The following is a 25573-nucleotide window of genomic DNA, read 5'->3' as shown; positions in this document are numbered from 1 at the left end:
GAGATACCCCGGGATCCATCCTCGTTCAGGCTCTTGACGATCAGCGGCAGCGCAAGACGCGCCGGCCGTTTGACCTTGCGGCGCATCGGGAACACGGCGAACGCCGGCACCGCGATCCGGCGATAGTGCACCAACGTCTTGGATAGATCCTTGCCGCGCGCCAGGATCAGGCCGCGCGGGTTGCACCCGGTATACGGAATCTGCATCAGCTCGAGAAAGCTTGCGACGTGCTGGTCGTACACGGGCTCATTGTGAAACTGCTCCAGCAACGTGAATACCACATGTGGCTTGAAACCTTCGATCTCGTCGCGCACCGGCTTGATTTCCTCCTGCACGCCGAGCGGGCGAACGTCATGGCCGGCCGCGCGCAAGGTGCTCACGACGTCGTATTCTGTTTTCCATTCATTGATTTGCCGCGCGGTGTATCCGTCGGTCGAGTCCGGAGGCATGAAGTCCGGATGCATGAGCACCAGAATGCGCAGGCGTCTCATAGCGCGATCCATTTGCGCCGCGACGGACCGAACAGCGCGTGCATGGTCTTGGCGGTCAACAGGATGGTGAAGTTGATCAAGAGCTTCCGTTCGCTCCCGACGGCACGCAGATTGTGCTCGCGGCAGCGGGCGATCATGTCGTCAAGCACGGCATCAAGCGTAAGCTGGTTCTCGCCCGTCCACCGCGCAACCAGCTGCCTGATGTGGGCGCGGTGCCGCCTGATGAAGGTCGAAGCCGGTTGCTCCCGGCGATGCCGTGGATCGGCGGAAAAGAGCCGGAAGAGGTCGCGGTCGTAAGTCTTCGGTGGCTTGATGGCGTAGAACGCCTGCTTTTTCTGGTAGTGGTCGCCGAGCGTCTGGCTGAGCTCATGCAGCGGATCGACACGCTCCCGCGTCGTGACGGGCGGCCGCTTCCCGGCGATTTCGTCCATCAGTTCGTCGACGTATTCGAGCTTCTTCAGTGCCGGCCAACCGGCATAGCGCGTCCGCCAGTTCGAACGCGGCCGCAGCCACACCGCGAATGTTTCGGCGAAATCCTCGTCCGGATGACTCTGCGCGTACCAGAGCCGAAGATGCTGGACATAACGCCGGCTGGCCGGATTGGGCCGGTAGTAGCGCGGGTAGTGTTTCGAGGACGGTCCGAACAGCTGCTGCCAACGCCGGCGGCGGTGCAGCTGGTAGCCGTGCTGCACGGCATGGCCCGCCTCATGACGGAGAATGGCCATGCACTCGGACCAAGTGCCGCCCTCGACGTCGAGCATCATTTTCTTCTCGATCTTCATCAGGCGGGGATGGGTGAGATAGAAAGGGATGGCAATGCCGGGCACATGTGCCGGACTGAACCATTCGCTCGATATCCACGCGTGTGGCCGCAGCCGGATGCCTCGCTCTTCGAGCTCTTCATAGAGAGCCGTCAGACAATGCTCAAGCCAAGTGTCTTCGACCGCAACCCTCAGACTGCTGAGGCGGCGCTTGAGCAACTGCTCATCCGATAGCTTTTCCCAAGCATACTTCCGGCGTGGCATAGGACATCGAAAAGTTAAAACAACACGGTACTCAGATGATGTCATAGGATGCCGCTGGCAACAACCGCCGCGCCGTCGCGGCACGCGGTTGTTCAGCGGCCGGCCTCGGCTTTGGGCCGCCATCGGAAGCCGCAACGCATGGTCTGCTCGTCCTTCGAGCGCCGACCGGCACCGCAAATAGCCGCTAACGCCACCGCTCCCGCATGCGCGCGGCGACGTCGATGCGGGGGCCAGCCCGATTGACGACCGCGCCAACGGCCTCGGTTGACCTCGGCCAGCTGCCCCTCTCAAACAGCGAAAGCAGCGCGTCGGGAATGAAACGCGTTCGCGACGCATAGAGGTGACGATCACCTTGCGCACTCTGGCCGTGAACGAAAAAGCGCTGCGGGACCAAGAGGTGCAAATCGTCCCTGGCGCGTGTCATCGCAACGTACAAGAGACGACGCTCTTCCTCCAGCTCCTCAGTCGTGCCGGCGCCAAGATCGGACGGCATGCAGCCGTCGACAACGTTGAGCACATAGACCGATTTCCACTCCTGCCCCTTCGCCGAATGGATCGTCGACAGGATCAGGTAATCTTCGTCGAGCAGGGGCACACCGGCCTGATCGCTGGTGGCGTCCGGCGGATCGAGTGTCAGCTCGGTCAGGAAGCGCTGGCGCGAGGGGTAGCCGCTTGCGATCTGTTCAAGCTGGATCAGGTCGGCTCGCCGGACTTCCGCATCGTCATGGATGCGCTCAAGATGCGGCTGATACCAGATGCGGGCGAGTTCGAGATCGGCCGGCCATCTCGACACGCGAAGGTTCGCCACCGTCTCGACGAAAGCGGTCCAGTCGCCGCCGGCTCGCGGCGGAGCCGGTATGGTGATCAGCGCATCGATCGGATCAGAGGATTCGGCGATGTGGTCGAGCACGCGCTGCGCCGAAGCAGGTCCTACTCCGGGCAGGAGGTGAAGAACGCGGAAGGCGGGGATGCGATCACGCGGATTTTCCACGAAGCGCAGGACAGCCAGCATGTCCTTGACGTGAGCTGCTTCCAGGAATTTCAGCCCGCCGAATTTCACGAACGGAATGTTGCGGCGCGTGAGCTCGATTTCGAGCGGGCCGCTGTGCGAGGAGGTGCGAAACAACACGGCCTGCTGCTTCAAGAGAGAGCCCTGCTCTCGATTGGCCAAAACCTGCTCGACGACATAGCGGGCCTGGTCCGCCTCGTCGCGAAGCGCAACGAGCTGCGGCTTTTGTGACGACACGCGATCGGTCCAGAGGTTTTTCGTAAAACGCTCCTTCGCAAGGCCGATCACGCCGTTGGCCGCGGCCAGGATCGGCTGCGTCGAGCGGTAGTTTCGCTCGAGCCTGATGATTTCGGCGCGAGGCGAGAACTGATCGGGAAAGTCGAGAATGTTGCGCACGGTCGCGGCGCGAAACGAGTAGATCGACTGCGCATCGTCGCCGACGACGGTCAGACCTCCGCCATCTCGCTTCAGCCTCAGCAGGATCGTCGATTGAAGGCGATTGGTGTCCTGATATTCGTCGACCAGGACATGGTCGAAGCGGCTTCCAATCTCCTCCGCGAACGCGGCGTCGGACATGAGTTGAGCCCAATACAGGAGCAGGTCGTCGTAATCGAGCACCTTCTGAGCCTGCTTCGCCTCGACATAGGCTGCGAACAGCTGCTTCAACTCGGTGGCCCAGCCGGCGCACCACGGGAACGAATGGCCCAACACGTGCTCAAGCGGCGTTTCCGCATTCATGCATCTGGAATAGATGGCAAGGCATGTGCCCTTGGCGGGAAAGCGGCGCTCGGTCCTGGAAAATCCAAGGGTATGCCTGACCAGGTTCATCAGATCAGCGGAGTCCTCGCGATCATGAATTGTGAAGGCGACATCAAGGCCTATCCGTTCGGCGTACTCCCGCAACAAGCGGGCCCCGATGCCATGAAAGGTACCCGCCCATACCAGGGCATCGGTCAGGATAGACGAATTGTCGCCCAGGACCCGGCGCGCAATACGCTCGACCCGGCGTGTCATCTCCGCAGCCGCGCGTCGTGAGAACGTCATCAGCAGGAGACGTCGCGGATCGGCACCATTAACGATGAGGTGCGCAACCCGGTGGGCCAGGGTGTTGGTCTTTCCGGATCCAGCACCGGCGATGATCAGGAGCGGTGATCCGACCGTATCGTTCGGCCTCACGCCATGCTCGACGGCGCGGCGCTGCTCCGGGTTCAAGCCATCCAGGTATGTTTGAGCCGCTGCCAGCACGAATCGCCTCTCTGCGCAGAATCTCGGATTCGGCAGCGAAGCGCAATGCGCGAGACGCTAACCAATGAGCGGTTCTTGCGGCAGGAGCGGCGCGTTCGCGACGGCCCATCGCATCCAGCGCGCGTTACGTCCCTACTCGCAGTACTGCTTTCCATTGAACGCGAAGCACTTTCCGCCCCCCGCCCGCGACGGCGCCGAGTGTGCCGACTCCTGGCGCATCACGGCCTTCGGCCTTGGTGCGGGCTCTGCGCGCTTTTCGCATGCGCCGCTGGAGTTGAGGAAGAAGCCGTTGCTACAACCGATGTGGACGCAGTGATCGCCGTCCGCGCGCTGGCCCTTCGGGCAGGCCAGCGGACAGACGCGATCGGTCTTGCTGCGGACGGCATCCAGCGCATCAAGGCTCGCCACCTTGACGTCGAATTTGGTCCGGGCGTTGTCATTGAATAGTTCGAGCGCCTTTTGCGACGTGTCGTCCCACCTGCCATCGGCGCTGCCGCCATAGCAGCCGACGCGCTTCAAGTGTGCCTGCAGCAGGCGTGCGATGTCGGCGGGGTCCAATACCGGCGCTGCTGCCGGCGAAGGCGCAGCCGGCTCAGTCGGCGTCAGAGCGGCCACCTTGCTCGGCTGCTGATTGTCCTCGTGCTGCGCCTGCTCGATCTGGTGCTTGGCGCCGGCAGCCGCCTGAGCCTTCACCTGCTCGACCTGCTGCCGCGCTGCCTCGGCCTGCTGCTGGGCCAGGGCGAGCTGTTGCCTGGCGTCGTCGAGCTCCTTCTTGGCCTGGTCGGCGATCTGTTGCCGCGCTTGCTCGAGCTCGCGCTTGGCGTCTTCGGACAGCTTCTTCCTCGCCTCGGCGGTCTGGCGCGCGCTCTGCTCTTCAAGCTGCTTCCTGAATTCGGCGGTCTTCTGGGCCGCCAGCGCCTCGGCCTCGCGCTGCGCCTGGTCGGCCTTGTCGCGGCTCTGCTGGACGACTGTCATCTTGGCGTTCTGCTCGCGCGCTAGGTCGGCAAGGAAGCCGGCGGGGTATTTGGCGAGGAAGGCATCCCACGCCTCCTTCGTTCCAACCTGAGCGGCCAGCTCGTAGTCCACGCGCGCTTCCGTGTCAGAAGCGACGGGCGGTTTTGCCGCCGCCGGCACCAGCGCCATGGTGTCGCCGCCGAGCGATCCGTAGACGAACGGTTCCTGGCGATTATCGGTCGCCTTGAGCACGTCGTCGCGGACACGGCCGAAGGCGATGCGAAGGTCGAGCCCGGGCTCGGTGATGTGCTTCACGAGCGCGGTGGCGAACGGGCCGTTTTGTCCGTCGCCGTCACTTGCGACCGCGCCGGCCTTGGCGGCGAACGCGATCAGGGTGTCGGACGACGCCGGCTCGACCTTGGCGAGACCGCGCCCGATCGAGCGGCTTGCCATCGAGCGCTTCATGGTGTTGGCGAAGGGATTGTCCCGGCATGCATCGAGGATCACCAGCTTGAGCCGCTTGACCGGCTCGACTGCCTGCAGCACGCGATCGAGCGAAACGGTTTCATCCTCGATGTCGAAATCGCTGGCGAGCTTCGCGTCAACCGGGATGAGATAGTTGACGCCGTCGACCTCCATGCCGTGGCCGGCGTAATAGACCACGGCGATATCGGCGTCCCGCGCGGCTGCGGCAAACTCGCGAAGCGCGCTCCGAAGGCCGGCGATGCCGAGATCGCGCTTGCTCTCGACCAGATCGAAGCCGGCCTTGCGAAACAGCTCCGTCATGACGTCGGCGTCCCGCGTCGGGTTGGGCAGCCGCGGCACCTGCCGGTACTCGGACATGCCGATGACGAGCGCGACCCGCTTCTCCGCCCGTGCCGGACCGGCAACGAGGCTGGAGAGCAAGGCCAGGATGATGAGAAATGCGGATCGCACTGCCAACCCCCGATGCAACGGTTTAACCGGCGAACGCATTGCCGCTCTGGATCGAGCAGCTCGGATTCAACGTGCTCGCCGAGGTGACTTCGTACATCGCCCCGTCCGGTCCGTGGCGGCGGATCACGCCCCCGCCGTCATGGCCCTCGATCACGCTCGCCGTGCAGCTCGAAAAGCTGGGATCGAAGGTCACGGTGACCTGGCGCGCGCCGGCCTCGAAGGGCACCACGCCGATCAGGCGGTTGCCCTGGAAGCTGGCGGTTCCGCGACCTTCGCCGGGCGCAATATCCTTGCCGCGACTGTAGCGGCCGTTCGCGATCCGCTTGCGAAAAAACAGACGGCCGGCGCTCGAGACGTAGATGATAACGGACACTTGGGTGCTGAAGCCGCGGGCCAGCCCTCCAGGTGCTTTGGCTTCACCTGTCGCAACGAAGGAAACGCTGATGGTTTTGTTCATGGCCTGCGGCGGCACGCCGCCGGCGAATGCGGGAGCAACCAGGGTCGCGACCGCGGTCGCCACAACGGCAACGTGCGTCAAGCGCATTGATCATCCCCCAATCCAGGATAACAAAAGCATAACAATGATTTGCAGTTTCTTCAAACATGGCTGTGACGTGGATCACGAAAGCTGCAGGTGCGGGCCTTTAGCCCGCCAGACCGATCAGGCCTCAGCGGCAATCCGTTGTGACATGGTGGGATTTCGGCGGGCTCCGCCGCAGCGCGTATAGCGCCGACGACGCTCACGCCATTTTCGCCGGACCTACAGACGCGACGCCGTTCGGCAAGCGATCAGAAGCCGACGTGCTCGTTCGCGTAGAAGGTGTTGAGAATGGATACGCGAGGCCGATCCGTCTTGATCGGCGGACGGCCATGCCAGCTCATCTTTGTCAGCGAGTGATAAGCTTTCAGCACCACGAATGCATATCCGACGTTGGGCAGGAAGGGGATGGTCTTCACCGGCTCGAGGCAATAGGATCCGACGTGAAACAGCCCTTTGAGGGAAGCCTGGTAAAGCGTCGTGCCGAGCGCTTCCTGGCTGTCGTCGGCCGGGCAATAGAGCTGCATCGTCACAACCTTCTTGCGCGTGTCAGGATGCGGCTTGATCCGGTAGCCGTCCGTGTCCCGGTAGACCACGGGCTTGGCGACCAGCTTCAGATCGTCGGCGCCAGGCACCTTGTCGCCGTGGGCGCGAATCTCGAGCCCGTCATGCAGCCTGGTCCGGATCGCTCGCTCAACCTCACTCGAGGTCAACACGCTCGAAACCGCAGCCCATGCGGATCGCAGTGACGGTTCGATCTTCTCGATATGCTCGCCATAGAGGCGCAGCGCCATACGGGTGCGCGTGTCCGTAATCGGGTCGTACCCTTGCGTCGGGACATTCCGCACCAGATCCCGGTAGAAATCCGCGGGAAAGAAATTGCGGAAGACAAGATGGGGGAAGGGAGAAGCGAAATGATCGGCGTTCTCGATGCTGGCAACCGCATGCGCGGTCAGCTCGTCGGCCAGATCAGAGGAAACTCTCTCCGCAAGTGCCACCATAAGGACACCTCACCTTGTTCTTCGACTCGTTCAAGTCCCGCTTTGCGGCTGAAACGAGGCACGAGCGATCATTATAGTGCGGTGGGTTGAAAGGGGTGTGACATTGTTGCCACTGCTCGCTTGCAATGCGATCGCTCCGAGGTCGTGAATCAGCGCCGTTGCTCGCAATTCCCGCCGGCTGCCGCGCGATCCGCGGCCGGAACTTTTGCCCAGGCTGCCGATTACCGGACCGGGCAATGACGCTCGGAGACTTCATCATGGAAAAGAAGATAGCCGGACTGCTGGGAGCGGTAGCCGCGCTCAGCACATTGAACGCTGCGCAGGCTGCGCCCGCACTGGCCCCCGCGCCATTGGACGTCCTGCACGCCAACGGCTATGCCGACTTGCTCGAGCCGATCCCGAACGCCGTTGCCCTGCTGAAGCAAGTTGACGACCAGACGCCGGCTCCGTCGGCAAAAGCCGGCATGCAGGTGGCGCAGGCCCATCACCACCATCATCATCACCATGTGTATTCACGACGGCCGGTGATCGTGATCCCGCGCCACCGGCATCACCATCATCATCATCATCATCACCACCACTATCGGTGATGGTCATCGGTGATGGTTCGGTCAAAGGCCCCGGAGAGAAATCCCGAGGCCTTCTCGTCTGTCAGTTCGGCATCACGTAGGCATAGATGCGGCCCCGCGAGACCGGTGCCTCGCGGACACGGTTGCCGTTGTTGCCGGAGATCATGATCGGATTGCCGGAAGCATCGATACCGGTGATGATGCCGACATGGCCGCCGCCGCGCCGGCTCATGACGGCGATGGCGCCGACTTCCGGACCCGAGACGCGCTGACCGTAATGCGCAAACGAGCTCGCCATGGCCGAACCCGTGCCGCGATGGCCGGTCTTCTCCAGCACCATGTTCATGAAGCGCGCGCACCACAGGCTGCCCATGCCATTCGGCTTCGTGCCGAGAAATTCGCGCGCCTCCATGACGAGGCTCGACAAGCTGCCGGACGTCGCCATTCCGCTCCCGGGCTCGTACGACGTCACGCTCGCCTGCGTATGGGCGAACCGCCGCAGCCGCCTCAGCGCCACATGGCGCTCCAGACGCGGGCGGTGCGCGACCTGCGGGTCAGTCTCGACTTCCGAATAGGACGCGACTTGCGAGCGATAACCCCGGACCTGTCGCTCTACAAAATGCCTTCGGACATGACGGTAGGCATAGTGCGCGTGCGCACGCACGGCGCGATGAACGCCATGACGAGACCGCGCCGAAGCGGGAGAAGCGGAAGCGGCGACGGCCGCAGACAGAAGAGCCAGCGCGACAAGCGGGCGGCGAAACGTAGAAGACACAACCATACTCAGTTTACTCTCGTGCTTGACTAGCACCCCCATTTCCCCTCCGGCGCGTTGCACCGGCATTCGACGTCGCGTCGTAAAATTTGCGGATGTGGCGAGAACAAGACTGCGGTGCAGCATTGCAGCAATGCGTCCAGCGAAGTTCAGCAGGCATTTTCACGACCAAAGAAAGTCGCGCTGCCGCATTGCAGTCACGAGCGTTAACTGCAAGGCTCCATGCGCGCATGATCCGGAAAAATGTGCAGCGGTTTTCGAAAGAATCATGCGCCAATGACAGGGCGCGCAAAGAAGGAGGTCAAATGCCCCACGCCGTCACGAGCGACAATGTCCGCCTTTATTTCGAGGAAGCAGGCAGCGGAACGCCGATCCTCTTCCTCCATGAATTCGCGGCCGACCACACCAACTGGGAGCCGCAGATGCGTTACTTCTCGCGCGGCCACCGCTGCATCGCCTATTCCGCGCGCGGCTACACGCCCTCCGACGTGCCGCCGTCGGCCGACAGCTACACCTACAAGCACTTCTACACCGACGCGATCGCAGTGCTCGACCACCTCAGAATCGAGAGGGCACATTTGGTCGGCCTCTCGATGGGCTCCTATTCCTCGCTGCATGCGGCGATGAATGAGCCTTCCCGCGTGCTGTCGATGACGCTCGCCGGTGTCGGCTCCGGCTCGAGCCTGGAAAATCTGGAGACGTTCCGGAAGACATGCCGGGAGACGGCCGAGCAGTTCGAGACGCTCGGATCAAGCGAGGTTGCCAAGGTAACGCGCGAGGCGCCGGGGCGCATTCCCTTCCTGGTCAAGGATCCACGCGGCCATGCCGATTTCTATGCGGCGCTGGCGCGCCACGACTCGAAAGGCTCGGCCAACACCATGCGCGGCTTTCAGGGCGGCCGACCCTCGATCTACACCATGGCGGACACGATAAAGAAGGTCGCAACTCCGGCGCTGATCATCTGCGGCGATGAGGACGACGCCTGCGTCGAGCCGAGCCTGTTCCTGAAGAAACATTTGCCCGCCTCGGGCCTGACGTTCTTCCCGAAGTCGGGCCATGTGCTCAACCTGGAAGAGCCCGCGCTGTTCAACGAAATGGTCGAGCGCTTCATCGCCCTGGTGGAGGCCGGCCGCTGGGGCCCGCGCGATCCGCGGTCAGTGCTGCCACACTAGTTCGTCATTGCGAGGAGCGAAGCGACGAAGCAATGCACGCTGCGTCCGTGGTGGCAGTATGGATTGCTTCGCGGAGCCTGTCATCGGGCCGCGCTTCGCACGGACCCGTTGGCTCGCAATGACGAGATACCGGTTTCGATGCTTCGCGTCGCCCCGGAATGACGCCGTTGGAGCTATTTTCCCTTCCCGCCCCGGCTCAGCAAAAACACACCCTGCTCGCCGAACATGTTCCAGACCCACCAGGGCAGGTTCAGCGGCACCGGGCGACCGTACAGATCGAGCGCGACCGCCCGCTCCATCTTGACGTTGATCTCGTCACAGAGCTGCACGAAATCCTTGATGGTGCAGAAATGGATGTTCGGCGTGTCGTACCAGGTGGCGGGAAGATTTTCGGTGCGCGGCATGTGGCCGCCGATCAGGAGCTGCAGACGCATCTTCCAGAAGCCGAAATTCGGGAACGACACGATCGCGCGATGGCCGATGCGCAGCAGATTCTCCAGCACCGTCTTCGGCTTTCGCGTCGCCTGCAAGGTCTGCGACAGGATCACGTAATCGAAGGCGTCATCGGGATAGTTGACGAGGTCGGTGTCGGCGTCGCCCTGCACCACCGCGAGACCCTTGGCGACGCAGCGGTTGACGCCCTCGCGCGACAGTTCGATGCCGCGCCCGTCGATGCCCCGGCTTTCGAGGAGTTGCAACAGATCGCCGTCGCCGCAGCCGACGTCGAGCACCTTCGATCCCGGCGCGACCATTTCGGCGACCAGCAGGTGGTCGCTGCGCTGCTTCTCGGGGGGATGCGGCGTGACGCCGGGAAGCGGCAATGTTTGCTCTTGCAGCGCCATCGCTAGCCTCCGAGCCCTCGCGCCAGCCCCGCCGAATGCAGGAAGGCGCGCGAGATGTCGAAGAACTCGGGCACATCGAGCAGGAAGGCATCATGGCCGCGATCGGTCTCGATCTCGGCGAACGACACCCGCGCGCTCGACGCATTGAGCGCGTGCACCAGCGCGCGCGATTCCGAGGTCGGAAACAGCCAATCGGAGGTGAACGACACCACGCAGAAGCGGGTCTTGATGCCGCGGAAGGCCTTCGCCAGCACGCCGTTGTGGTCGGCGGCGATGTCGAAATAGTCCATCGCACGCGTCAGATAGAGATAGCTGTTGGCGTCGAAGCGCTCGACAAAGGACGAGCCTTGATAGCGCAGATAGCTCTCGACCTGGAAATCCGCGTCGAATGAAAAGGTCGGCAGCTCGCGATCCTGCATACGTCGGCCGAACTTCCGATGCAGCGCCGCGTCCGAGAGATAGGTGATGTGCGCGGCCATGCGCGCGACCGCAAGTCCCCGATGCGGCAACGTGCCGTGCTCGGAGTAGCCGCCTTGATGCCAATTCGGGTCGGCCATCACGGCCTGCCGACCAAGCTCGTGAAAGGCTATATTTTGCGCCGAATGGCGCGTCGAGCAGGCGGTCGGCATCGCCGAAAAGACACGTTCGGGATACGCGACGGTCCACTGCAGGACCTGCATCCCGCCCATCGAGCCGCCGACGACGCAGAACAGGGTGTCGATGCCGAGCCGGTCGAGCAGCACGGCTTGCGCGCGCACCATGTCGGGAATGGTAACGACCGGGAAATCCAGTCCCCACGGTTTGCCGGTAGCGGGGTTGGTCGAGGCAGGACCAGTCGATCCCATGCAGCCGCCGATGACATTAGCGCAGATGATGAAGTAACGGTCGACATCGAGCGGAAGCCCGTGGCCAACCATGTTCTCCCACCAGCCGGGTTTCCCGGTGACGGGATGCTTGTTCGCAACATGCTGATCGAGCGTCAGCGCGTGGCAAATCAGAATGGCATTAGAGCGCGCCGCATTGAGCGTGCCATAGGTCTGATAGGCGATCTGAAAGGGCGAGAGATCGACGCCGCAATCGAGCCTCAGCGGCTGGTCGACGCCAAACCGCGCCAGCAGCGACGTGGGATGATCGGCCTCATGCGAGCGCTCTTCGGCGATCGCGGGGCTCGGTACTGATTTCACGCTCACCATGTCTCTCGACCCTGCTTTCGCCGGGCCTCCCGAACCAGAACAGACATCAGGCCAATAAAAAAACCGGCCTGAACAGAGGTTCGGCCGGGATCATTCTGTCCCCGGCCTGTTTAGCGAGTTGTTTAACGTGGCTGCAAGCCGGCCGGCTCAAATGACCACGGAACGGTACAAAATTAGTCGGTTGTCATCAGTTCGTCAAGCCGAGCACAGGGTTAACGGGGCGGCTGCCCATCGCTGAGTCCGCGTCGCCCTTGCGCCATGACTGGCCATGGGAGAGAACGGTGTTATCAACGCCGGGTCTTCTCTCAATGTCAAAACCTCCCTCTCCACCTTCGCTCGCCGAACTGCGCAAGGAGATCGACTCCATCGACGAAGGCGTGCATCGCCTTCTCATGCAGCGCGGCGACATCATCGATCGCCTGATCCAGGTGAAGCAGACCCAGGAGGTCGGCTCGGCGTTCCGGCCCGCGCGCGAGGCCGACATGATGCGGCGCCTGGTCGAGCGCCATCGCGGCATCCTGCCGATCGACACCGTCGAGAGCATCTGGCGCGTCATCATCTCGACCTTCACCTATGTCCAGGCGCCGTTCTCGGTGCATGCCGACGTCTCCGTCGGCGAGAGCGCGATGCGGGATTCGGCGCGATTCCATTTCGGCTTCGTGGTGCCATACGTGGCGCATTTCAGCGCGCAGGCTGCGGTGGAGGCGGTCGCGAAATCCAAGGGCGATCTGGCACTGGTCTCGGCGATCGCAAGCCGCACGCCGTGGTGGAGCGAGCTCGAGGCCAGTGGCGCGCCGAAGATCATCGCGCGGTTGCCGTTCCTCGAGCGCGCCGATCATCCCGCGGCACTCCCGGTGTTCGTGATCTCGCGCGTTGCCGACGACGCGATGGTGACGGAGGTCGAGGTGTGGAGCGTGCGCGTCTCCGGCTGGAACGCCGATACCGCCCGCGCACTGGCACCGCTCGCCGACATCGTCGCCGTCCCCGACACCGCCTTTGACGGCGCGGCCCTATTGGTCTCGATCACCGGCCACGGCATCGAGAAGATCAAGCAGGCCCTGCTGCAGGCCGGGGCCTCGGTACGCTCGACGGCCCTCGTCGGCAGCCATGCAACGCGTTATACGGTGCTTCCCAACGCTAGCGCGAAGCCGTAAAAGCCGCCCCGTACCTTCCGGAGACGACGATGAACCGCCCCGTGCCGAATCCCGGCATCCTCGATATTGCGCCCTACACGCCCGGCAAGAGCCCGGTGCCGGAGCCGGGCCGCAAGGTGTTCAAGCTCTCGGCCAACGAGACGCCGTTCGGGCCCTCGCCCAAGGCCAAGGCGGCCTACCTGCATGCAGTCGAGCATCTCGAGGATTATCCGGAAGGCACCTCGCGCGTGCTGCGCGAAGCGATCGGCCGCACCTTCGGGCTCGACCCCGACCGCATCATCTGCGGCGCCGGCTCGGACGAGATCCTCAACCTGCTCGCACACACTTATCTCAAGCACGGTGACGAGGCGATTTCGACGACGCACGGCTTCCTGGTCTACCCGATTGCGACCATGGCCAACGGCGCCAGGAACGTGATCGCCGCGGAGAAGGATTTCACCGCCGACGTCGATGCCGTCCTCAAGGCCGTGACGCCGAAGACCAAGCTGGTTTGGTTGGCGAACCCGAACAATCCGACCGGCACCTACATCCCTTTCGACGAGGTCAAGCGGCTGCGCGCCGGCTTGCCCTCGCATATCGTGCTGGTGCTGGATGCCGCCTATTCCGATTACGTGTCGCGCAACGACTACGAAATGGGCATCGAGCTGGTTGCGACTACCGACAACACGGTCGTGACCCACACCTTCTCCAAGATCCACGGCCTTGCGTCGCTGCGCATCGGCTGGATGTTCGGACCGGCGCACATCGTCGACGCTGTGAACCGCATCCGCGGTCCCTTCAACGTCTCGACGCCGGCAATGATCGCGGCGGTCGCGGCGATCGAGGACACAGCGCACCAGCAGATGTCGAAGGCGCACACCGAGACATGGCGCAACTGGCTGACGGAAGAGATCGGCAAGCTCGGGCTCAAGGTGACGCCAAGCGTGGCAAATTTCGTGCTGATCCACTTCCCGACCGAGAGGGGAAAGACCTCGGATGAGGCGGATGCGTTCCTCACCAAGCGTGGCCTCGTGCTGCGGGCTTTGAAGAACTACAAGCTGCCGCACGCGCTGCGCATGACCATCGGCACCGAGGAGGCCAACCGCCTCGTGGTCGAAGGTTTGCGCGAATTCATGGCCGGCAAGTGAATAGCGCTCAAGTGAACAGTGCGCCTCGGTTCAAGCGCCTCGCGCTGATCGGCTTTGGCCTGATCGGCGGCTCGATTGCCCGTGCAGCAAGGGATCAGGGTCTGGCCGGCGAGATCGTCACCACCGCGCGCTCGGAGAAGACGCGCGCGCGGGTCAAAGAGCTCGGCATCGTCGATCGCGTGGTCGCGAGCAATGTCGACGCGGTCAAGGACGCCGACCTCGTCATCCTCTGCATTCCCGTCGGCGCCTGCGGCGAGGTCGCCCGCGAGATCGCGGGTCATCTCAAACCCGGCGCGATCGTCTCCGACGTCGGCTCGGTCAAGAGCGCTGTCGTGCGCGAGATGGCGCCGCATCTGCCGGCGGATGTCCATTTCGTGCCGGCGCATCCCGTCGCCGGTACCGAGCACTCCGGACCCGACTCCGGCTTCGCCGAGCTCTTCATCAACCGCTGGTGCATCCTGACGCCGCCGGAAGGCACCGATCCGAACGCGACCGAAAGACTGCGCGCATTCTGGGCCGCGCTCGGCGCCAGGGTCGAGACCATGACGCCGGATCATCATGACCTCGTGCTGGCGATCACCAGCCACTTGCCGAATTTGATCGCCTACACCATCGTCGGCACCGCCGATGAGTTGGCGCAGGTGACCTCATCGGAGGTGATCAAGTTTTCCGCCGGCGGTTTCCGCGACTTCACCCGCATCGCGGCCTCCGATCCCACGATGTGGCGCGACGTGTTCCTTGCCAACAAGGAGGCCGTGCTGGAAATGCTCGGCACCTTCAACGAGGATCTTTCAAAACTCACCCGCGCGATCCGCCGCGGCGACGGCGAGGCGCTGTTCGAACATTTCGCCCGCACCCGCGCCATCCGCCGCGGCATCGTCGAGATCGGCCAGGATTCCGCCGCGCCGGATTTCGGGCGACCGCATGAGCAACTCGGCAAGAAGCCGGGTTGAGCATCATCCGACGACGGTGATGCAGAGGCGCCCGGCCAGGCCGGCGCCCATCTGCATGGCGACGCCGAACATCCACCATGAGCCCACCAAATATGCAAAGCTCCCGTGCAGCGGGTCGTCGAAGATGAAGCTGTAGACGGAGATCAGTGCGGCGATGGCGGCGAGAAACGTGCCGGTGGCGCTCGCCAGATGAACGGAATCGACCTTCGGCCGCCGTCGGCCAAAGCCGGCCCGCAGGAGATGCCCCCGCGGGATGTCGATGCCGAGATAGAAGCCGATGAATCCGAGCAGGACCATCGCCGCGATGAAAGGCGCTGAGTCGAACAACGCGGGGGCGGCTGTGGTAAATTCGGCGGCAACGAAGGTCCCGCACATGGCGCCCGCCATCCCCAGCCCCGAACGCCCAATCACGTGCGCAGCCTCGGCCAGGAAGATGACGTCGTCCATCTTTGCTTTGTCCTTCGTTGCCATTTTCTTTTCTCCTTAATTGAACGGATAGTACCGGAGCTGGCTCATCACGATGTTGTCGTCCGTCTTCGGCGCGCCGCCGACGCCTTCGAAGGCGAAGCGCTGGTTGTAGGAATACTGCACGCCGGCTTTCACCGTGCCGTATTGGCCCTGATAGACCGTGTCGTAGAAGCCGGCGGTGACTTGACGGACCTCGCGCGTATTGCCGTTGCAGGTCGCGGCTGGCGAGCTCTCGATATTGCAGCCCAGGTTATTGTAGAGCGGGTTGCCGTAACCGAACGGCACCGTACCGACGTCCATGAAGGCCGCCTTGGCGCTCTCGATGCCGGCATAGGTGTAGAGATCGAGCGTCGGCAGCGTGTGCCAGATCAGGCCGACGGCGGCTGCCGTGATCGTGAGCGGCAGGATGGTGCCGTCCTGCGCCAGCGCCGCATCCGGGAAAGGAGTTGCCGTGAAGCGGCCGAGCGCGCCGTGCGCGCCATAGACTTGCAACTCGAGCGTCTTCGGCACCAGCTCCGCATTGACGTGGCCGCCGAAAGAGCCGGTGTCATAGGTGTGGTTGGCGAAGTTGAAGCGGTCGAACATCTGGCGATAGAGGCCCCAGGCTTCGATGTGCAGATGATACGGCCCGAGCCGCGGATCCCAGGCCGCCTTCACCGTGAAGTCCGGCACCTGGTTCAGGCTGACATTGTTCGCATTGTTGAAGAAGCTGCCGCCCGGACCGGTCAGGTTGACGAGAAGATTGGGATTGAGCACGCCCTGGGGACCTGCCGCCGGCGTGCCGACCGCGGGCGTATTGCCACCGAAGAACGACGTCTGCGGATTTTCGGCCGAGGCCGCGATCTTGAACTCCGGCCCGATGTCCTGCCCGAGGCGGATACCAGGCTGCCGCGCAGCGATGAAACCGGGCACGGATTCGAAATCGATCACGCCGGGTGCGTCGACGCCGCGCGGATCGATGCCGACCTTGCTCGGCGCGTTGAGCGACCAGGACTGGCCGGCGAGCACGTGGAAGCCGAAATCGGTCCGGTCGATCTCAAGGCTCAACTGGCGCATGCGCGGGTTGAAGGAGTTGGTCGCGACTGAACTTGCCGTCTGCGCCGCGCCCTCGAAATCGATTTCGCCGTAACCCGCGAGATGCGTGACCGGATTGACATCGCCTTCGGCGAGCACCGAGAAACGGCTCTGCCGCGCCGAGAAGCGCGATTCCGGTATGAAGTAGTTCTTCTGTTGCGGAAACGGAATGAAGTTGTAGACCGAGCCGGTATCGGAAGCGAGGTTGCGCGTCCGGTAGATATCGGTGAGATCGACCCAGCCGCCGAAGGTCAGCGTGACGCCCCTGTAGCAGACCTTTCCGGCGGGGCAGATGTCCTGTGGCACCTTGTAGGCGGCCGTCGGAATGGTCCGCGCCTGCGCCTGCATTTGCCTTTCCTTGCGTCCCTGATCGTCGACACGCCGCTCAAGCTGCTTCAGCCTGGCCTTGAGCTCGCGAATTTCGTTCGCTGGATCATCTTCGGCAAATGCCTGGCTGACCGAGAGCATCAGGCAACCGACAAGAATGACGTTGTATAAGCGCATGAGTGCCTCCCACAACGCAGGAAGCTTCCCCGTGCACATCGCACCTCCCTGGCTAGGTGTGTGCGTGCTTCCCGCCGAGGCGAAAGACCTGGATCGAGGCTTGATTATTCGCGGCAGCGGCGATTTGCCGGATCACGTTTTTCTGCAGCGGCTCCCGGGAATTTTTTGCGCGAACCGCGATCTCGCGCGCGACAGGGAGCAAACAAAAAGCTGGGCTCGGCCGGGGCATGGCCGAGCCCAGTCAGTCGTGGAGCACGCGCAGGGAGGTTGTGGTTATCGGCAGAGCTCAGTAGCGCTTGGCCGCGTGGTGCGCGCGATGCGGCCGCACCGACATATGCAGTCCTGCGGCATCTTCGCGCAGTGTCTGCGGGACCATTGCGCGCGAAGATCCGAAACCGGAATCGCCGCCCGAATAGATAGAGAAGTTCGGGTTCAGGGCAGCGGCTGCGGCGGGCTCCGAGATCGCCTCCCATGCCGAGGCGGGCGTCGCAACGAGCGCGGAAAGAACGAGCGCCGCGCCCAGAAATTTGAAGCTGGTCATGTTGTTCTCCTGTCACCGGCACCGCGATCAGTCGCGCGCCGTTCATTGACATGAGTCACAGCTAGGCTTGGGCATTCCCGCGTTGCAGCGGAGAAACCATCACGCTTCGGAGATCGGCTCGTGACCTGTCTTCGCGGAAGCGGAGATCCGCGACCACAGGCAGGTGTTGGCTCGTCAGGTAGGCTGTCGTCATTGCGAGGAGCCAACGGGTCCGCGCGAAGGCGCGGCCCGATGACGGGCTCCGCGACGAAGCAATCCAGAAACTTCGCGTGGCTCTGGATTGCTTCCGCCTTCGCTCTGCGAGCTACGGCGGACATGTCGCTTTGCTCGCAATGACGGCGGCTAGAAGAGCGTAAGTTCAGAACAGCGGCGGCGTCTGCGCGACCTTCAGCGGGCCGAGGAAGACCGCACCGTCGACGAAGCGCAACGGGAAGGATCGCGCCTTCTTGCCTTCGAGCTCGGCTTCCTTGCCGAGCGCGTTGATGCCGACGGCAACGCCGACATTGGCATTCTGCTTCACGACCTTGCCGAGCCCGGGAATGGCGCGGTCGAGCGCGCCGAACAGATTGTTGAGGTCCTGCGTCTTCACGCCGGGCGCGACGCGATCAAGCGTTGCCTGCGGCACGCCGTCCTCCAGCATCTTGTCGATGCCGAGTGCGGGAATCACGTTCTCGATGCCGGCGACCGTCATCTGCAGTTCACCCTCAAGGTGACCGCTCGGGCTCAAGCCGAGCGTGCCGGCCGCGACCGCAACGAGATCGCCCTGCTGCACGCGCGACTGCAGGATCTCGACATGGCCGCCGTTGGCCTGCAGCTCGCGAAACCGCACCGGCCAGGGCTTTGGCGAGAAATCCTTCAAGCCCGTCACCATCGCCCGCACGTCGACGTCGAAGGGTTCGGCGAGCAGCGGATGCAGGCCCAGAATGCTGCCCTGGTTTATCTCGAGCACGCTTTCAAGCGCGGGATGATTGGCCGCCGAGCCTTCCACCAGCCGCCCGTGCAGCTCGGCATGCCTGGCGCGCGCGACCGGCACCTGCATCGATTGATCGATGCGATCGATGGTGGGGTCGTTGAATTCGACATCGGCGCGTTGCGGCGTGAACGGCAGGCCGACGACGCTGGCGTGTCCGAGGCGCCAGTTCACGGCATAGGATTGCTGCGCGGCGGGATCGAACAGCGTGGCGGGCGGCGTGAACTCGGCGATCACGAGCTTCGGATCGTAGATCTGCGATACGACGAGTATCTTGCCGAGCTTGACCGTCAAAGGCTGCGACGCGGGTCGGCCCGCGGTCTGTGACACCAGCTTGACGCTCGCGCCATCACAGGTGATTTCAAGGCGGAATGGGAAGCCCGCGACGGACCGCTTGGCACAATCGTAAAGGCGGCCCGCCTTCGCCTCGCGCGCACGCCAGGCATCGGCCTGGGCGCCCACCTGCGAGGCGGCATAGAACCAGAATGCACTCCATGCGAGCGCCGCAATCAGCAGCAGGACGGGAGCGATGAAAATGCGCCAGCGCTTATAGCGGCGGGGCGCAAGGGCAATATCAGTCATTGGCGACCCTTTGAGCAGCAATTTTGGCAATAAAGCGGTCGCAACCCCGGTAATCAAGTTAACGGCTTTTCACGGAACAGCAAATTCTGCTAGCTCTCGGCGCGAAATGTCCGGCATCACCACCCCCGAAACGAAATCTGCCAAGGAATCACCCGCGAGCGACCTCTGGGTGTTCGGCTATGGCTCGCTGATCTGGCGGCCGGGCTTCGACTATATCGAGAGGGTGCCGGCGCGGCTGGTCGGCGAGCATCGCGCGCTCTGCGTCTATTCCTTCGATCACCGCGGCACGCCGGAAAAGCCGGGCCTCGTGCTCGGGCTCGACCGTGGCGGCGCCTGCCGCGGCGTCGCCTTTCGCGTGGAATCGAAGCTCCGCAACGACACTATCGCCTACCTGCGCGGCCGCGAGCAGACTACCCATGTCTATCGCGAGGTGATGCGCTCGGTCTGGCTCGACAACGACCCGCGCCAGCGCATCAGCGCGCTGACCTACGTAGTCGACCGCGGCCACGTGCAATATGCCGGCCGCCTGCCGCTTCACGACCAGCTTCGCATCGTCCAGCAGGGCCACGGCCGCTCTGGCAACAACCGCGATTACGTGCTGTCGACCGTCAAAGCGATCGAGACGGAAGGTTTTCGCGATGAGCCGCTGCACCAGCTCGCGCTGCTGCTGCACGATGCGCATCCGCACAAGGTTGAAGCGCCGGTGCTGTGACAGCGATCGTAGCCCGCATGAGCGCAGCGACATGCGGGAGGCTTCCCGGATGTCGCTTCGCTCATCCGGGCTACTTGCTACTTGCTGGTATCCCCGTTCACGGCGTTTTTATTCTTCGTTACCGCCCGCAGGGCTTCCAAGTTCGGCGCATAGGTCCCAAATCGAGCATTGCATGACAATTGTCATGCAAAAGGCCTCTTCACGATCCGGAGCCAACATGGGCGAGGTTGTTCGATTTATCCCAAAGTCCGAGCGCGAGCGAACGCGCCTCATTCGGGAAGCGCGCGCGATCTATGACAGCATCTTTCCGCCGGCTGATCCGGTCCACGAGCAGAGCAGCAAGGCGCAGGTGAACCACGCGGCCGGCGGCGCCGATGCCCGTCGCCGCGATGGGGTGCTGCCGTCGTGATCAAGATCATCGCCGTGCTCTGCAGTCTCGCCTCACCGGCAAATTGCCACGAGCAGACCGTCACCACCTCGGACTTCGCCGAGATCTCGATGCAGTCCTGCCTGATGGGCGCGCCGCAGCTCGCCGAGTGGATGAAGCAGCATCCCGCCGAGCGTCTCGCAGCATGGCGCTGTGTGCTCGGCAGACAGGATGGCCGGGGAGCTTAGGCTGACGCGCTACCGCGCCGGTATCCCGCCGAACAATTCCTTCTGCTCCGCTTGCGCGGCTGTGACTAAGCGGTTGCTTGCGGTTTCGATCGTGCTTTCGAGGCGCGACAAAAACTCGTCGCGCTTCAGGCCCGGCGGGATCGGGTCGAGGAATTCGACCACCAGCGTGCCGGGGTAGCGCATGAAGGTCCGGCGCGGCCAGAACAGGCCCGAATTGAGCGCGACCGGCAGACAGGGTACGCCGCAGTCGACATAGACCATGCCGATGCCCGCCTTGTATTGCGGCGGCGCGCCCGGCGCGGTGCGGGTGCCCTCGGGGAAAATCACGAACTGACGTCCGCGGCGGACCTCCTCCTCGGCGCGCCGGAGCACGGCGAGCAGCGCGCGGCCGCCCCTGGCGCGGTCGATCGCGACCATGTCGGTCTTGATGATGAAGAGGCCGAACAGCGGGATGAACTTCAGCTCGCGTTTGACCACGAAGAACGGCGCCTCGAAGAAGCGCAACAGCGAGATGGTCTCCCACATCGACTGGTGCTTGGCGGCGACGATCAGCGGCCCCTTCGGGATCTTCTCCGTGCCGCGAAACTCGACCTTGATGCCGCAAATCACGCGCATCAGGAGAATGTTGGTCCTGGCCCACCAGCTTGCGACCTTCAGCATCGCCGCCCGCGGCATCAGGAACGTCGGCAGCGCCACCAGCGACCAGGCCAGAAACACCACGTAGAACAGGATGTTGAAGACGAGCGAACGCAGGAATATCAGACCCATCGAAAACCCTAAACGTCACGAAGTTACGCTGAACTGGAGCGGCATCGGAGGTTCACCTCTCCCATAGGGAGAGGTCGATTTGCGCCAGCAAATCGGGTGAGGGGTTACGGTCCATCATGAGTGCAAAGCCCCCTCACCCGGATTGCTGCGCAATCCGACCTCTCCCCGGCGGGGAGAGGTGAACGGAGTGCGCGGACAAGCCGATTCCACCCATCCAATCCTAGTTCGCTTGCGCCGTGGCGGGCCGGGGCGACGGCGGCGAGCCCGAGGGGCGGTCCGCGGCTTCGGCCCATACGTTGATGCCGAGATCGGCGAGACGCACCCGCATACGCGCAGCGATGTATTTCACATATTCGCTCAACACCAGACGGAACGTGGCTCCGTTCTCCCACCACGGCTCCTCGCGCCACTTCTCGCCGACCACCGCATAGGGGATCAGCGCGATGTCCGGCATCGCATGCGACAGCTCCACGATGGCGCGCGGCATGTGATAGTTCGAGGTCACCACGATCAGCGATTTGAAGCCGCGCTCATGCACCCAGCGCCGCGTCTCCGAGGCATTGCTGCGGGTCGAGACGGCCGAACGGTCGAGATCGACACAGCAGGCGAACAGCGCCTGGCTCTCCTGCACCGTGCGGGAGATCTCGCCCATCGTGGACGTCCGATGCACACCGGAGATCAAGAGCCGCTTGCCGTAGCCGGCGGCCAGCAGCTCGATGCCGTCCGAGACGCGCGAGGCGCCGCCGGTCAAGACCACGATGCCGTCGGCCGGCCGCTCGGGCCGGGTCTCGGTGTTGCGCAACTGGGCCAGGAAGCCGATGAAGCCGAGCACGATGGCCGCGACAAGAGCAAGCGGTATCGCCACGATCGCGCGCAGGCCGCGGCGCGGCGCGCGCGAGGACGCGTTCGGCGATCTATCGTCGGACTGCGTAGTCATGCGCGGTATAAAACCCTTCCCTTCCCGATTTTAGAAACCTTTTCGGCCGAAGTGGAGTCCGGTCCGCCGCACTATTTGCCCTACTCGATGTCGTCGAGGGTGGCAAACAGCGTGCGCCGCGAGGCCCAGGCGGTAATGGCGGCGATCATGACCGCCTGCACCGCCAGCACCAGATAACCGGAGGGGCGAAGCGAAAACGTCCCCAATAGCGCCGCGAACTGATCGCCGACCGGGGTGCCGGAGAACCAGCCGGCGATCGACTCCGAGAAGCCGAACAGCAGGATCGCCGCTCCGCCCCCGATCACGCCGCCCTCGAGGCCCAGTAGCAGAAAATGCCGGAAGAAGCGGTCGGCGATATAGCGGTCGCCGGCGCCGACGAAATGCAGGACCTCGACGATCGGGCGGTTCGCCGCCATCGCGCCCCGTGTTGCGAACGACACCGAGATGATGGTGGCGACGATGACGAGCCCGAGGATTCCGAGCCCGGCGGCAACCGTCGCCTCCGTCATCGAACGCATCCGCTCGATCCAGGCGCGATGGTCGTCGACGCTCGCGGTCGGCGCCACTTGCGTGACGCTCTTGCGCAAGCCCCCAAGGTCGAGCGTGGAGCCGGGCGCGACCCGCGCCACGATCACCCGCGGCACGGGCAGCTCGTCGAGCGACAAGCCGGTGCCGAGCCAGGGCTCCAGCAGCGCGGAGGACTCCTCCTTCGTGAACGGCCTGGTGTCGACGATGCCTGGCTGCGTGCGCATCGCGTCCACGATGGCGGAGACGTCCTTGTCGAGGTCGCGCCCTTCTTTCGGCCGCACCTGGATGGTGATCTCGCTCGCGACATCCGACTGCCATTCCGTGGCCGACGCGCTCACCAGCAGCACGGCGCCGGTCGTGAGCGAGGCGAGGAAGGTCATGATCGCGACCACGGCCACCAGCGCGCGGCCGGCGATGGAAGCCCTTGGAACAACGGGCGACTGGATGCGCGCGCGCAGCGGGACCTGCGGACGCTCGTTCCCGAGGTCCACCAGCGGCACATGCTCGTCGGTCCTACTCATAGATGTGCAAGCGTCCCTGATGCAGCACCAGCCGCCGCGCTTCGTACTGGTCCATCAGGTTGATATCATGGGTCGCGATCACGACCGCAGTCCCCGTCTTGTTCAATTCGATAAAGAGCCGCAGGAGCCTGCGGCCGAGCGTCGGGTCGACATTGCCGGTCGGCTCGTCCGCGAGCAAAAGCTGCGGCCGCGAGATCACCGCGCGCGCGATCGCCGCGCGCTGCTTCTCGCCGCCGGAAAGGATCGGCGGCAGCGCGTCCATGCGCTCGCCGAGCCCAACCCATTTCAGGAGGTCGATCACCTCCTTGCGGTAGCTCGACTCGTCGCGGCCCATGACGCGGAACGGCAGCGACACGTTCTCATAGGTCGTCATGTGGTCGAGCAGGCGGAAATCCTGCAGCACGATGCCGATGCGCTGGCGCAGATCGGCGATCTCGTTCTTGGAGAGCAGCGCGATGTCGCGGCCGAACAGGTTGACCAGCCCCCGCGTCGGCCTGAGCGACAGGAACAACAATTTCAATAGCGAGGTCTTGCCGGCGCCGGACGGCCCGGTGAGGAACTGGAACGAATGCGCCGGGATCACGAAACTGAGGTCGCGCAGGATCTCCGGCCCCAATCCATACCGCAATCCGACATTTTCGAACCGAACCAAGCTCAGCTCCGTTGGAGCATGATCCGGAAAAGCGCGCACCGGTTTTCCGAAAAGATCATGCTCGATCAATCATGTGCCGGGGCCGGCCGGAACGGCTGACCCGAAGGGCCCGCCACGGGCCGGTTTTGCGTCCGTTATGGTTTCCGATTCGTTAACGGTCGCCTTGTAGCATTCTGATGTCACGAATCCGACTAGCCGCGGGCGGAGAGTAGCTCCATGCACATCGTTTGCCCCCATTGTACAACGTCTTACGCCATCAATCCGGCAACCCTTGGGGAGGCTGGCCGCACCGTGCGCTGCGCCCGTTGCAAGGAAGTGTGGCTGGCGCGGCCCGAGGACGCCATCGAGCCCGCCATGGCGGCAACGAGCCATTCCGCCCGCCAGCGCGACGTTGCCGCCGAATGGAACGAGACGGAGGACGACGGCAGTGGCCACGCCCCGGTCGTCGACAGCCCCTCGATCGCGGGCGATTGGCAGGATGACGCCGCAGGCGGCGCCAAGGAAGACTGGATCTCGCTGGTCCGCGACGCTGCGGATGACGAGGAGGAACTTTCAGGCCGCGGGACGTGGTTCGGCAGCCTTTTGGCACGAAAGCCGCGCGAGGAGCGAGGCGGCGCGGGCCGCACTTTCACCAGCCTTCCGACCGCGGTCGCCGCGATGGGCGCGCTGGTCGTGGCGCTGATCGTCTGGCGCGTGGACGTGGTGCGGCTCTTGCCGCAGACCGCGGGCTTCTACAAGCTGGTCGGGTTTGACGTGAACCTGCGCGGGCTTGCCTTCAAGGACGTCAAGGTCACGACCGAGACCGTGGAAGGCAAGCCGGTGCTGGTGATCGAGGGCGTGATCGTCGGCAAGACCAAGAAGACCGTCGCGCTGCCGCGGCTCCGCTTCGCCGTCCGCGACGCGCAAGGCACCGAGATCTACGCCTGGAACACCGTGCTTGACCAGACCACGCTGAAACCCGGCGATCGCGCCTGGTTCAAGTCGCGCCTTGCCTCGCCGCCGGCCGAGGGCAGGAGCATCGATATCCGCTTCTTCAACAAGCGCGATATCGCCGGCGGCAGTGTATGATGTCTCACCTCGCCCACACAACCAGGGTTTACCCCGGCTGCGCATCAATATCTGCGCAAGTCGGCCAAGCCTGACTTGCGTGGGAGAGGTGAATCCCCAACGCCGCTGCAGTGAGCGGTTCGAGCGAATAGAAATGCCGCGCGTCCTGATCGCCGACGACGAAGCTTCGATGCGTGCGCTGGTGGCACGCGCGATCGCCATGGACGGGCATGTGACCGTCACAGCGCAGGACGGCGCCGAGGCGCTCGAGATATTGACCCGTGAGGGCGGCGCCTTCGATCTCCTGCTGACCGACATCCAGATGCCGGTTATGGACGGCATTGCGCTCGCGCTATCGGCTGCGCGCGACTTTCCCGACCTGACGATCCTGCTGATGACCGGCTTTGCCGATCAGCGCGAGCGTGCCTCCAACCTCAACGCGCTGGTGCATGACGTGATCACCAAACCGTTCTCGGTGGCCGATATCCGCACCGCCGTCGCCGACGCGCTGGCGTCGCGGAAGTAGTCCTCGTCATGGCCGGGCTTGACCCACGGCTGTCCGGTTTAGCTTTGGCATAGGCTGAGGCTCATCTGTCGCTGATCTTTGATGATTGGCGGAGGCGGATCGAGGAGGCGATCGATCCGCCGTCGCTGCATGAGGTTTTGAGCG

At 63.8% G+C, this 25573-nt stretch carries 27 protein-coding genes and 1 riboswitch; of the genes, 10 read left to right on the top strand and 17 right to left on the bottom strand.

The annotated features are described in order from the left end of the window. From VKR55_RS24300 to VKR55_RS24275, 6 genes are all read right to left on the bottom strand, one after another. Positions 1-491, bottom strand: a 491-nt coding sequence (locus VKR55_RS24300) for a D-alanine--D-alanine ligase family protein (RefSeq protein WP_475387177.1), incomplete at its 3' end; no start/stop codon positions are given. Continuing rightward, a complete protein-coding gene (locus tag VKR55_RS24295) occupies positions 488-1639 on the bottom strand; it encodes a putative zinc-binding metallopeptidase (RefSeq protein ID WP_324407343.1) in 1152 nt (383 codons plus the stop codon). The genes VKR55_RS24295 and VKR55_RS24300, both read right to left, overlap by 4 nt. Before the next feature lie 61 nt (positions 1640-1700). Next, on the bottom strand, positions 1701-3770 hold the full coding sequence (locus tag VKR55_RS24290) for an ATP-dependent helicase (RefSeq protein ID WP_324407341.1): 2070 nt from the start codon (positions 3768-3770) through the stop codon (positions 1701-1703). A gap of 132 nt (positions 3771-3902) precedes the next feature. Next, positions 3903-5660, bottom strand: a complete 1758-nt coding sequence (locus VKR55_RS24285; RefSeq protein WP_324407340.1) for a caspase family protein — start codon at positions 5658-5660, stop codon at positions 3903-3905. 22 nt (positions 5661-5682) lie between these two features. Next, positions 5683-6180: a hypothetical protein gene (locus tag VKR55_RS24280; protein WP_324407338.1), complete on the bottom strand. Its 498-nt coding sequence runs from the start codon at positions 6178-6180 to the stop codon at positions 5683-5685. A gap of 269 nt (positions 6181-6449) precedes the next feature. Further along, positions 6450-7199: a hypothetical protein gene (locus VKR55_RS24275; protein WP_324407337.1), complete on the bottom strand. Its 750-nt coding sequence runs from the start codon at positions 7197-7199 to the stop codon at positions 6450-6452. 257 nt (positions 7200-7456) lie between these two features. On the opposite strand from VKR55_RS24275, the gene VKR55_RS24270 reads away from it, so the two are divergent. After that, positions 7457-7789 (top strand): hypothetical protein, encoded by a 333-nt coding sequence (locus tag VKR55_RS24270; protein WP_324407345.1) that lies wholly within the window; start codon positions 7457-7459, stop codon positions 7787-7789. 61 nt (positions 7790-7850) lie between these two features. On the opposite strand, the gene VKR55_RS24265 is transcribed toward VKR55_RS24270, so the two are convergent. Then, positions 7851-8549, bottom strand: a complete 699-nt coding sequence (locus tag VKR55_RS24265) for a TIGR02594 family protein (RefSeq protein WP_324407335.1) — start codon at positions 8547-8549, stop codon at positions 7851-7853. 299 nt (positions 8550-8848) lie between these two features. Between VKR55_RS24265 and VKR55_RS24260 the strand changes: the two genes are divergently transcribed. Continuing rightward, complete coding sequence (locus tag VKR55_RS24260; protein WP_324407333.1) at positions 8849-9715, top strand: alpha/beta fold hydrolase; 867 nt, start codon at positions 8849-8851, stop codon at positions 9713-9715. Between the two features lie 173 nt (positions 9716-9888). On the opposite strand, the gene metW is transcribed toward VKR55_RS24260, so the two are convergent. Further along, positions 9889-10557, bottom strand: a complete 669-nt coding sequence (metW, locus tag VKR55_RS24255) for a methionine biosynthesis protein MetW (RefSeq protein WP_324407331.1) — start codon at positions 10555-10557, stop codon at positions 9889-9891. Positions 10558-10559: 2 nt separating this feature from the next. Beyond that, positions 10560-11750, bottom strand: a complete 1191-nt coding sequence (metX, locus tag VKR55_RS24250; RefSeq protein ID WP_324407329.1) for a homoserine O-acetyltransferase MetX — start codon at positions 11748-11750, stop codon at positions 10560-10562. Positions 11751-11839: 89 nt separating this feature from the next. Continuing rightward, a riboswitch (SAM riboswitch) is annotated at positions 11840-11919 on the bottom strand. 139 nt (positions 11920-12058) lie between these two features. Here metX and VKR55_RS24245 point away from each other — a divergent pair. The 3 genes from VKR55_RS24245 to VKR55_RS24235 are packed head-to-tail and all read left to right on the top strand — an operon-like array spanning position 12059 to position 14984. Next, complete coding sequence (locus tag VKR55_RS24245; RefSeq protein WP_324407327.1) at positions 12059-12904, top strand: chorismate mutase; 846 nt, start codon at positions 12059-12061, stop codon at positions 12902-12904. A 29-nt stretch (positions 12905-12933) separates the two neighbouring features. Continuing rightward, positions 12934-14031 (top strand): histidinol-phosphate transaminase, encoded by a 1098-nt coding sequence (gene hisC / locus VKR55_RS24240; protein ID WP_324407325.1) that lies wholly within the window; start codon positions 12934-12936, stop codon positions 14029-14031. Positions 14032-14042: 11 nt separating this feature from the next. Further along, positions 14043-14984: a prephenate/arogenate dehydrogenase family protein gene (locus tag VKR55_RS24235; RefSeq protein WP_324407322.1), complete on the top strand. Its 942-nt coding sequence runs from the start codon at positions 14043-14045 to the stop codon at positions 14982-14984. 3 nt (positions 14985-14987) lie between these two features. Here the strand turns inward: VKR55_RS24235 and VKR55_RS24230 are convergent, their stop codons facing one another. The 4 genes from VKR55_RS24230 to VKR55_RS24215 form a co-directional block, all read right to left on the bottom strand. Next, complete coding sequence (locus VKR55_RS24230) at positions 14988-15431, bottom strand: hypothetical protein (protein WP_324407320.1); 444 nt, start codon at positions 15429-15431, stop codon at positions 14988-14990. A gap of 36 nt (positions 15432-15467) precedes the next feature. Continuing rightward, positions 15468-17030: a hypothetical protein gene (locus tag VKR55_RS24225; protein WP_324407319.1), complete on the bottom strand. Its 1563-nt coding sequence runs from the start codon at positions 17028-17030 to the stop codon at positions 15468-15470. A 286-nt stretch (positions 17031-17316) separates the two neighbouring features. Then, complete coding sequence (locus VKR55_RS24220) at positions 17317-17571, bottom strand: hypothetical protein (RefSeq protein ID WP_324407318.1); 255 nt, start codon at positions 17569-17571, stop codon at positions 17317-17319. A 358-nt stretch (positions 17572-17929) separates the two neighbouring features. Then, positions 17930-19123: a DUF2125 domain-containing protein gene (locus tag VKR55_RS24215; protein WP_324407317.1), complete on the bottom strand. Its 1194-nt coding sequence runs from the start codon at positions 19121-19123 to the stop codon at positions 17930-17932. A 106-nt stretch (positions 19124-19229) separates the two neighbouring features. Here VKR55_RS24215 and VKR55_RS24210 point away from each other — a divergent pair, with 106 nt between their 5' ends. The 3 genes from VKR55_RS24210 (at position 19230) to VKR55_RS24200 (ending at position 20450) form a co-directional block, all read left to right on the top strand. After that, a complete protein-coding gene (locus tag VKR55_RS24210) occupies positions 19230-19835 on the top strand; it encodes a gamma-glutamylcyclotransferase (RefSeq protein ID WP_324407316.1) in 606 nt (201 codons plus the stop codon). Between the two features lie 217 nt (positions 19836-20052). After that, the gene (locus VKR55_RS24205) at positions 20053-20244 is read left to right on the top strand and encodes a hypothetical protein (RefSeq protein ID WP_324407314.1); all 192 of its coding nucleotides are present in this window, start codon (positions 20053-20055) and stop codon (positions 20242-20244) included. Next, entirely contained in the window at positions 20241-20450 is a 210-nt protein-coding gene (locus VKR55_RS24200; RefSeq protein ID WP_324407313.1) for a hypothetical protein, read from the top strand. The genes VKR55_RS24205 and VKR55_RS24200 overlap by 4 nt, the downstream gene beginning before the upstream one ends. Before the next feature lie 9 nt (positions 20451-20459). On the opposite strand, the gene VKR55_RS24195 is transcribed toward VKR55_RS24200, so the two are convergent. From VKR55_RS24195 to ftsE, 4 genes are all read right to left on the bottom strand, one after another. Next, on the bottom strand, positions 20460-21218 hold the full coding sequence (locus tag VKR55_RS24195) for a lysophospholipid acyltransferase family protein (RefSeq protein WP_324407311.1): 759 nt from the start codon (positions 21216-21218) through the stop codon (positions 20460-20462). A gap of 220 nt (positions 21219-21438) precedes the next feature. Continuing rightward, on the bottom strand, positions 21439-22155 hold the full coding sequence (locus tag VKR55_RS24190; RefSeq protein WP_324407310.1) for a YdcF family protein: 717 nt from the start codon (positions 22153-22155) through the stop codon (positions 21439-21441). An 80-nt stretch (positions 22156-22235) separates the two neighbouring features. Further along, positions 22236-23204 (bottom strand): cell division protein FtsX, encoded by a 969-nt coding sequence (locus VKR55_RS24185; RefSeq protein WP_324407308.1) that lies wholly within the window; start codon positions 23202-23204, stop codon positions 22236-22238. Then, positions 23197-23856 carry a cell division ATP-binding protein FtsE gene (gene ftsE, locus VKR55_RS24180; protein WP_324407306.1) on the bottom strand — a complete coding sequence of 220 codons (660 nt, stop codon included), beginning with the start codon at positions 23854-23856 and terminating at the stop codon, positions 23197-23199. The genes VKR55_RS24185 and ftsE overlap by 8 nt, the downstream gene beginning before the upstream one ends. A gap of 216 nt (positions 23857-24072) precedes the next feature. On the opposite strand from ftsE, the gene VKR55_RS24175 reads away from it, so the two are divergent. Continuing rightward, on the top strand, positions 24073-24924 hold the full coding sequence (locus VKR55_RS24175) for an MJ0042-type zinc finger domain-containing protein (protein ID WP_324407303.1): 852 nt from the start codon (positions 24073-24075) through the stop codon (positions 24922-24924). A gap of 133 nt (positions 24925-25057) precedes the next feature. Next, positions 25058-25429: a response regulator gene (locus tag VKR55_RS24170; protein ID WP_324407301.1), complete on the top strand. Its 372-nt coding sequence runs from the start codon at positions 25058-25060 to the stop codon at positions 25427-25429. Positions 25430-25573 lie beyond the last annotated feature (144 nt).

This window comes from Bradyrhizobium sp., assembly GCF_035309285.1.
Lineage (GTDB): Bacteria > Pseudomonadota > Alphaproteobacteria > Rhizobiales > Xanthobacteraceae > Bradyrhizobium.
This window is presented reverse-complemented; position numbering and strand designations above follow the sequence as displayed.

Coding starts and splice junctions, on each gene's coding strand:
- VKR55_RS24265 (WP_324407335.1), bottom strand. CDS start 8,549: ATGGTTGTGTCTTCTACGTTTCGCCGCCCGCTTGTCGCGCTGGCTCTT.
- VKR55_RS24270 (WP_324407345.1), top strand. CDS start 7,457: ATGGAAAAGAAGATAGCCGGACTGCTGGGAGCGGTAGCCGCGCTCAGC.
- VKR55_RS24175 (WP_324407303.1), top strand. CDS start 24,073: ATGCACATCGTTTGCCCCCATTGTACAACGTCTTACGCCATCAATCCG.
- VKR55_RS24215 (WP_324407317.1), bottom strand. CDS start 19,123: ATGACTGATATTGCCCTTGCGCCCCGCCGCTATAAGCGCTGGCGCATT.
- VKR55_RS24220 (WP_324407318.1), bottom strand. CDS start 17,571: ATGACCAGCTTCAAATTTCTGGGCGCGGCGCTCGTTCTTTCCGCGCTC.
- VKR55_RS24170 (WP_324407301.1), top strand. CDS start 25,058: ATGCCGCGCGTCCTGATCGCCGACGACGAAGCTTCGATGCGTGCGCTG.
- VKR55_RS24205 (WP_324407314.1), top strand. CDS start 20,053: ATGGGCGAGGTTGTTCGATTTATCCCAAAGTCCGAGCGCGAGCGAACG.
- VKR55_RS24260 (WP_324407333.1), top strand. CDS start 8,849: ATGCCCCACGCCGTCACGAGCGACAATGTCCGCCTTTATTTCGAGGAA.
- hisC (WP_324407325.1), top strand. CDS start 12,934: ATGAACCGCCCCGTGCCGAATCCCGGCATCCTCGATATTGCGCCCTAC.
- VKR55_RS24295 (WP_324407343.1), bottom strand. CDS start 1,639: ATGGCGGCCCAAAGCCGAGGCCGGCCGCTGAACAACCGCGTGCCGCGA.
- VKR55_RS24185 (WP_324407308.1), bottom strand. CDS start 23,204: ATGAGTAGGACCGACGAGCATGTGCCGCTGGTGGACCTCGGGAACGAG.
- VKR55_RS24195 (WP_324407311.1), bottom strand. CDS start 21,218: ATGGGTCTGATATTCCTGCGTTCGCTCGTCTTCAACATCCTGTTCTAC.
- VKR55_RS24190 (WP_324407310.1), bottom strand. CDS start 22,155: ATGACTACGCAGTCCGACGATAGATCGCCGAACGCGTCCTCGCGCGCG.
- metW (WP_324407331.1), bottom strand. CDS start 10,557: ATGGCGCTGCAAGAGCAAACATTGCCGCTTCCCGGCGTCACGCCGCAT.
- metX (WP_324407329.1), bottom strand. CDS start 11,750: ATGGTGAGCGTGAAATCAGTACCGAGCCCCGCGATCGCCGAAGAGCGC.
- VKR55_RS24230 (WP_324407320.1), bottom strand. CDS start 15,431: ATGGACGACGTCATCTTCCTGGCCGAGGCTGCGCACGTGATTGGGCGT.
- VKR55_RS24245 (WP_324407327.1), top strand. CDS start 12,059: ATGTCAAAACCTCCCTCTCCACCTTCGCTCGCCGAACTGCGCAAGGAG.
- VKR55_RS24210 (WP_324407316.1), top strand. CDS start 19,230: ATGTCCGGCATCACCACCCCCGAAACGAAATCTGCCAAGGAATCACCC.
- VKR55_RS24275 (WP_324407337.1), bottom strand. CDS start 7,199: ATGGTGGCACTTGCGGAGAGAGTTTCCTCTGATCTGGCCGACGAGCTG.
- VKR55_RS24225 (WP_324407319.1), bottom strand. CDS start 17,030: ATGCGCTTATACAACGTCATTCTTGTCGGTTGCCTGATGCTCTCGGTC.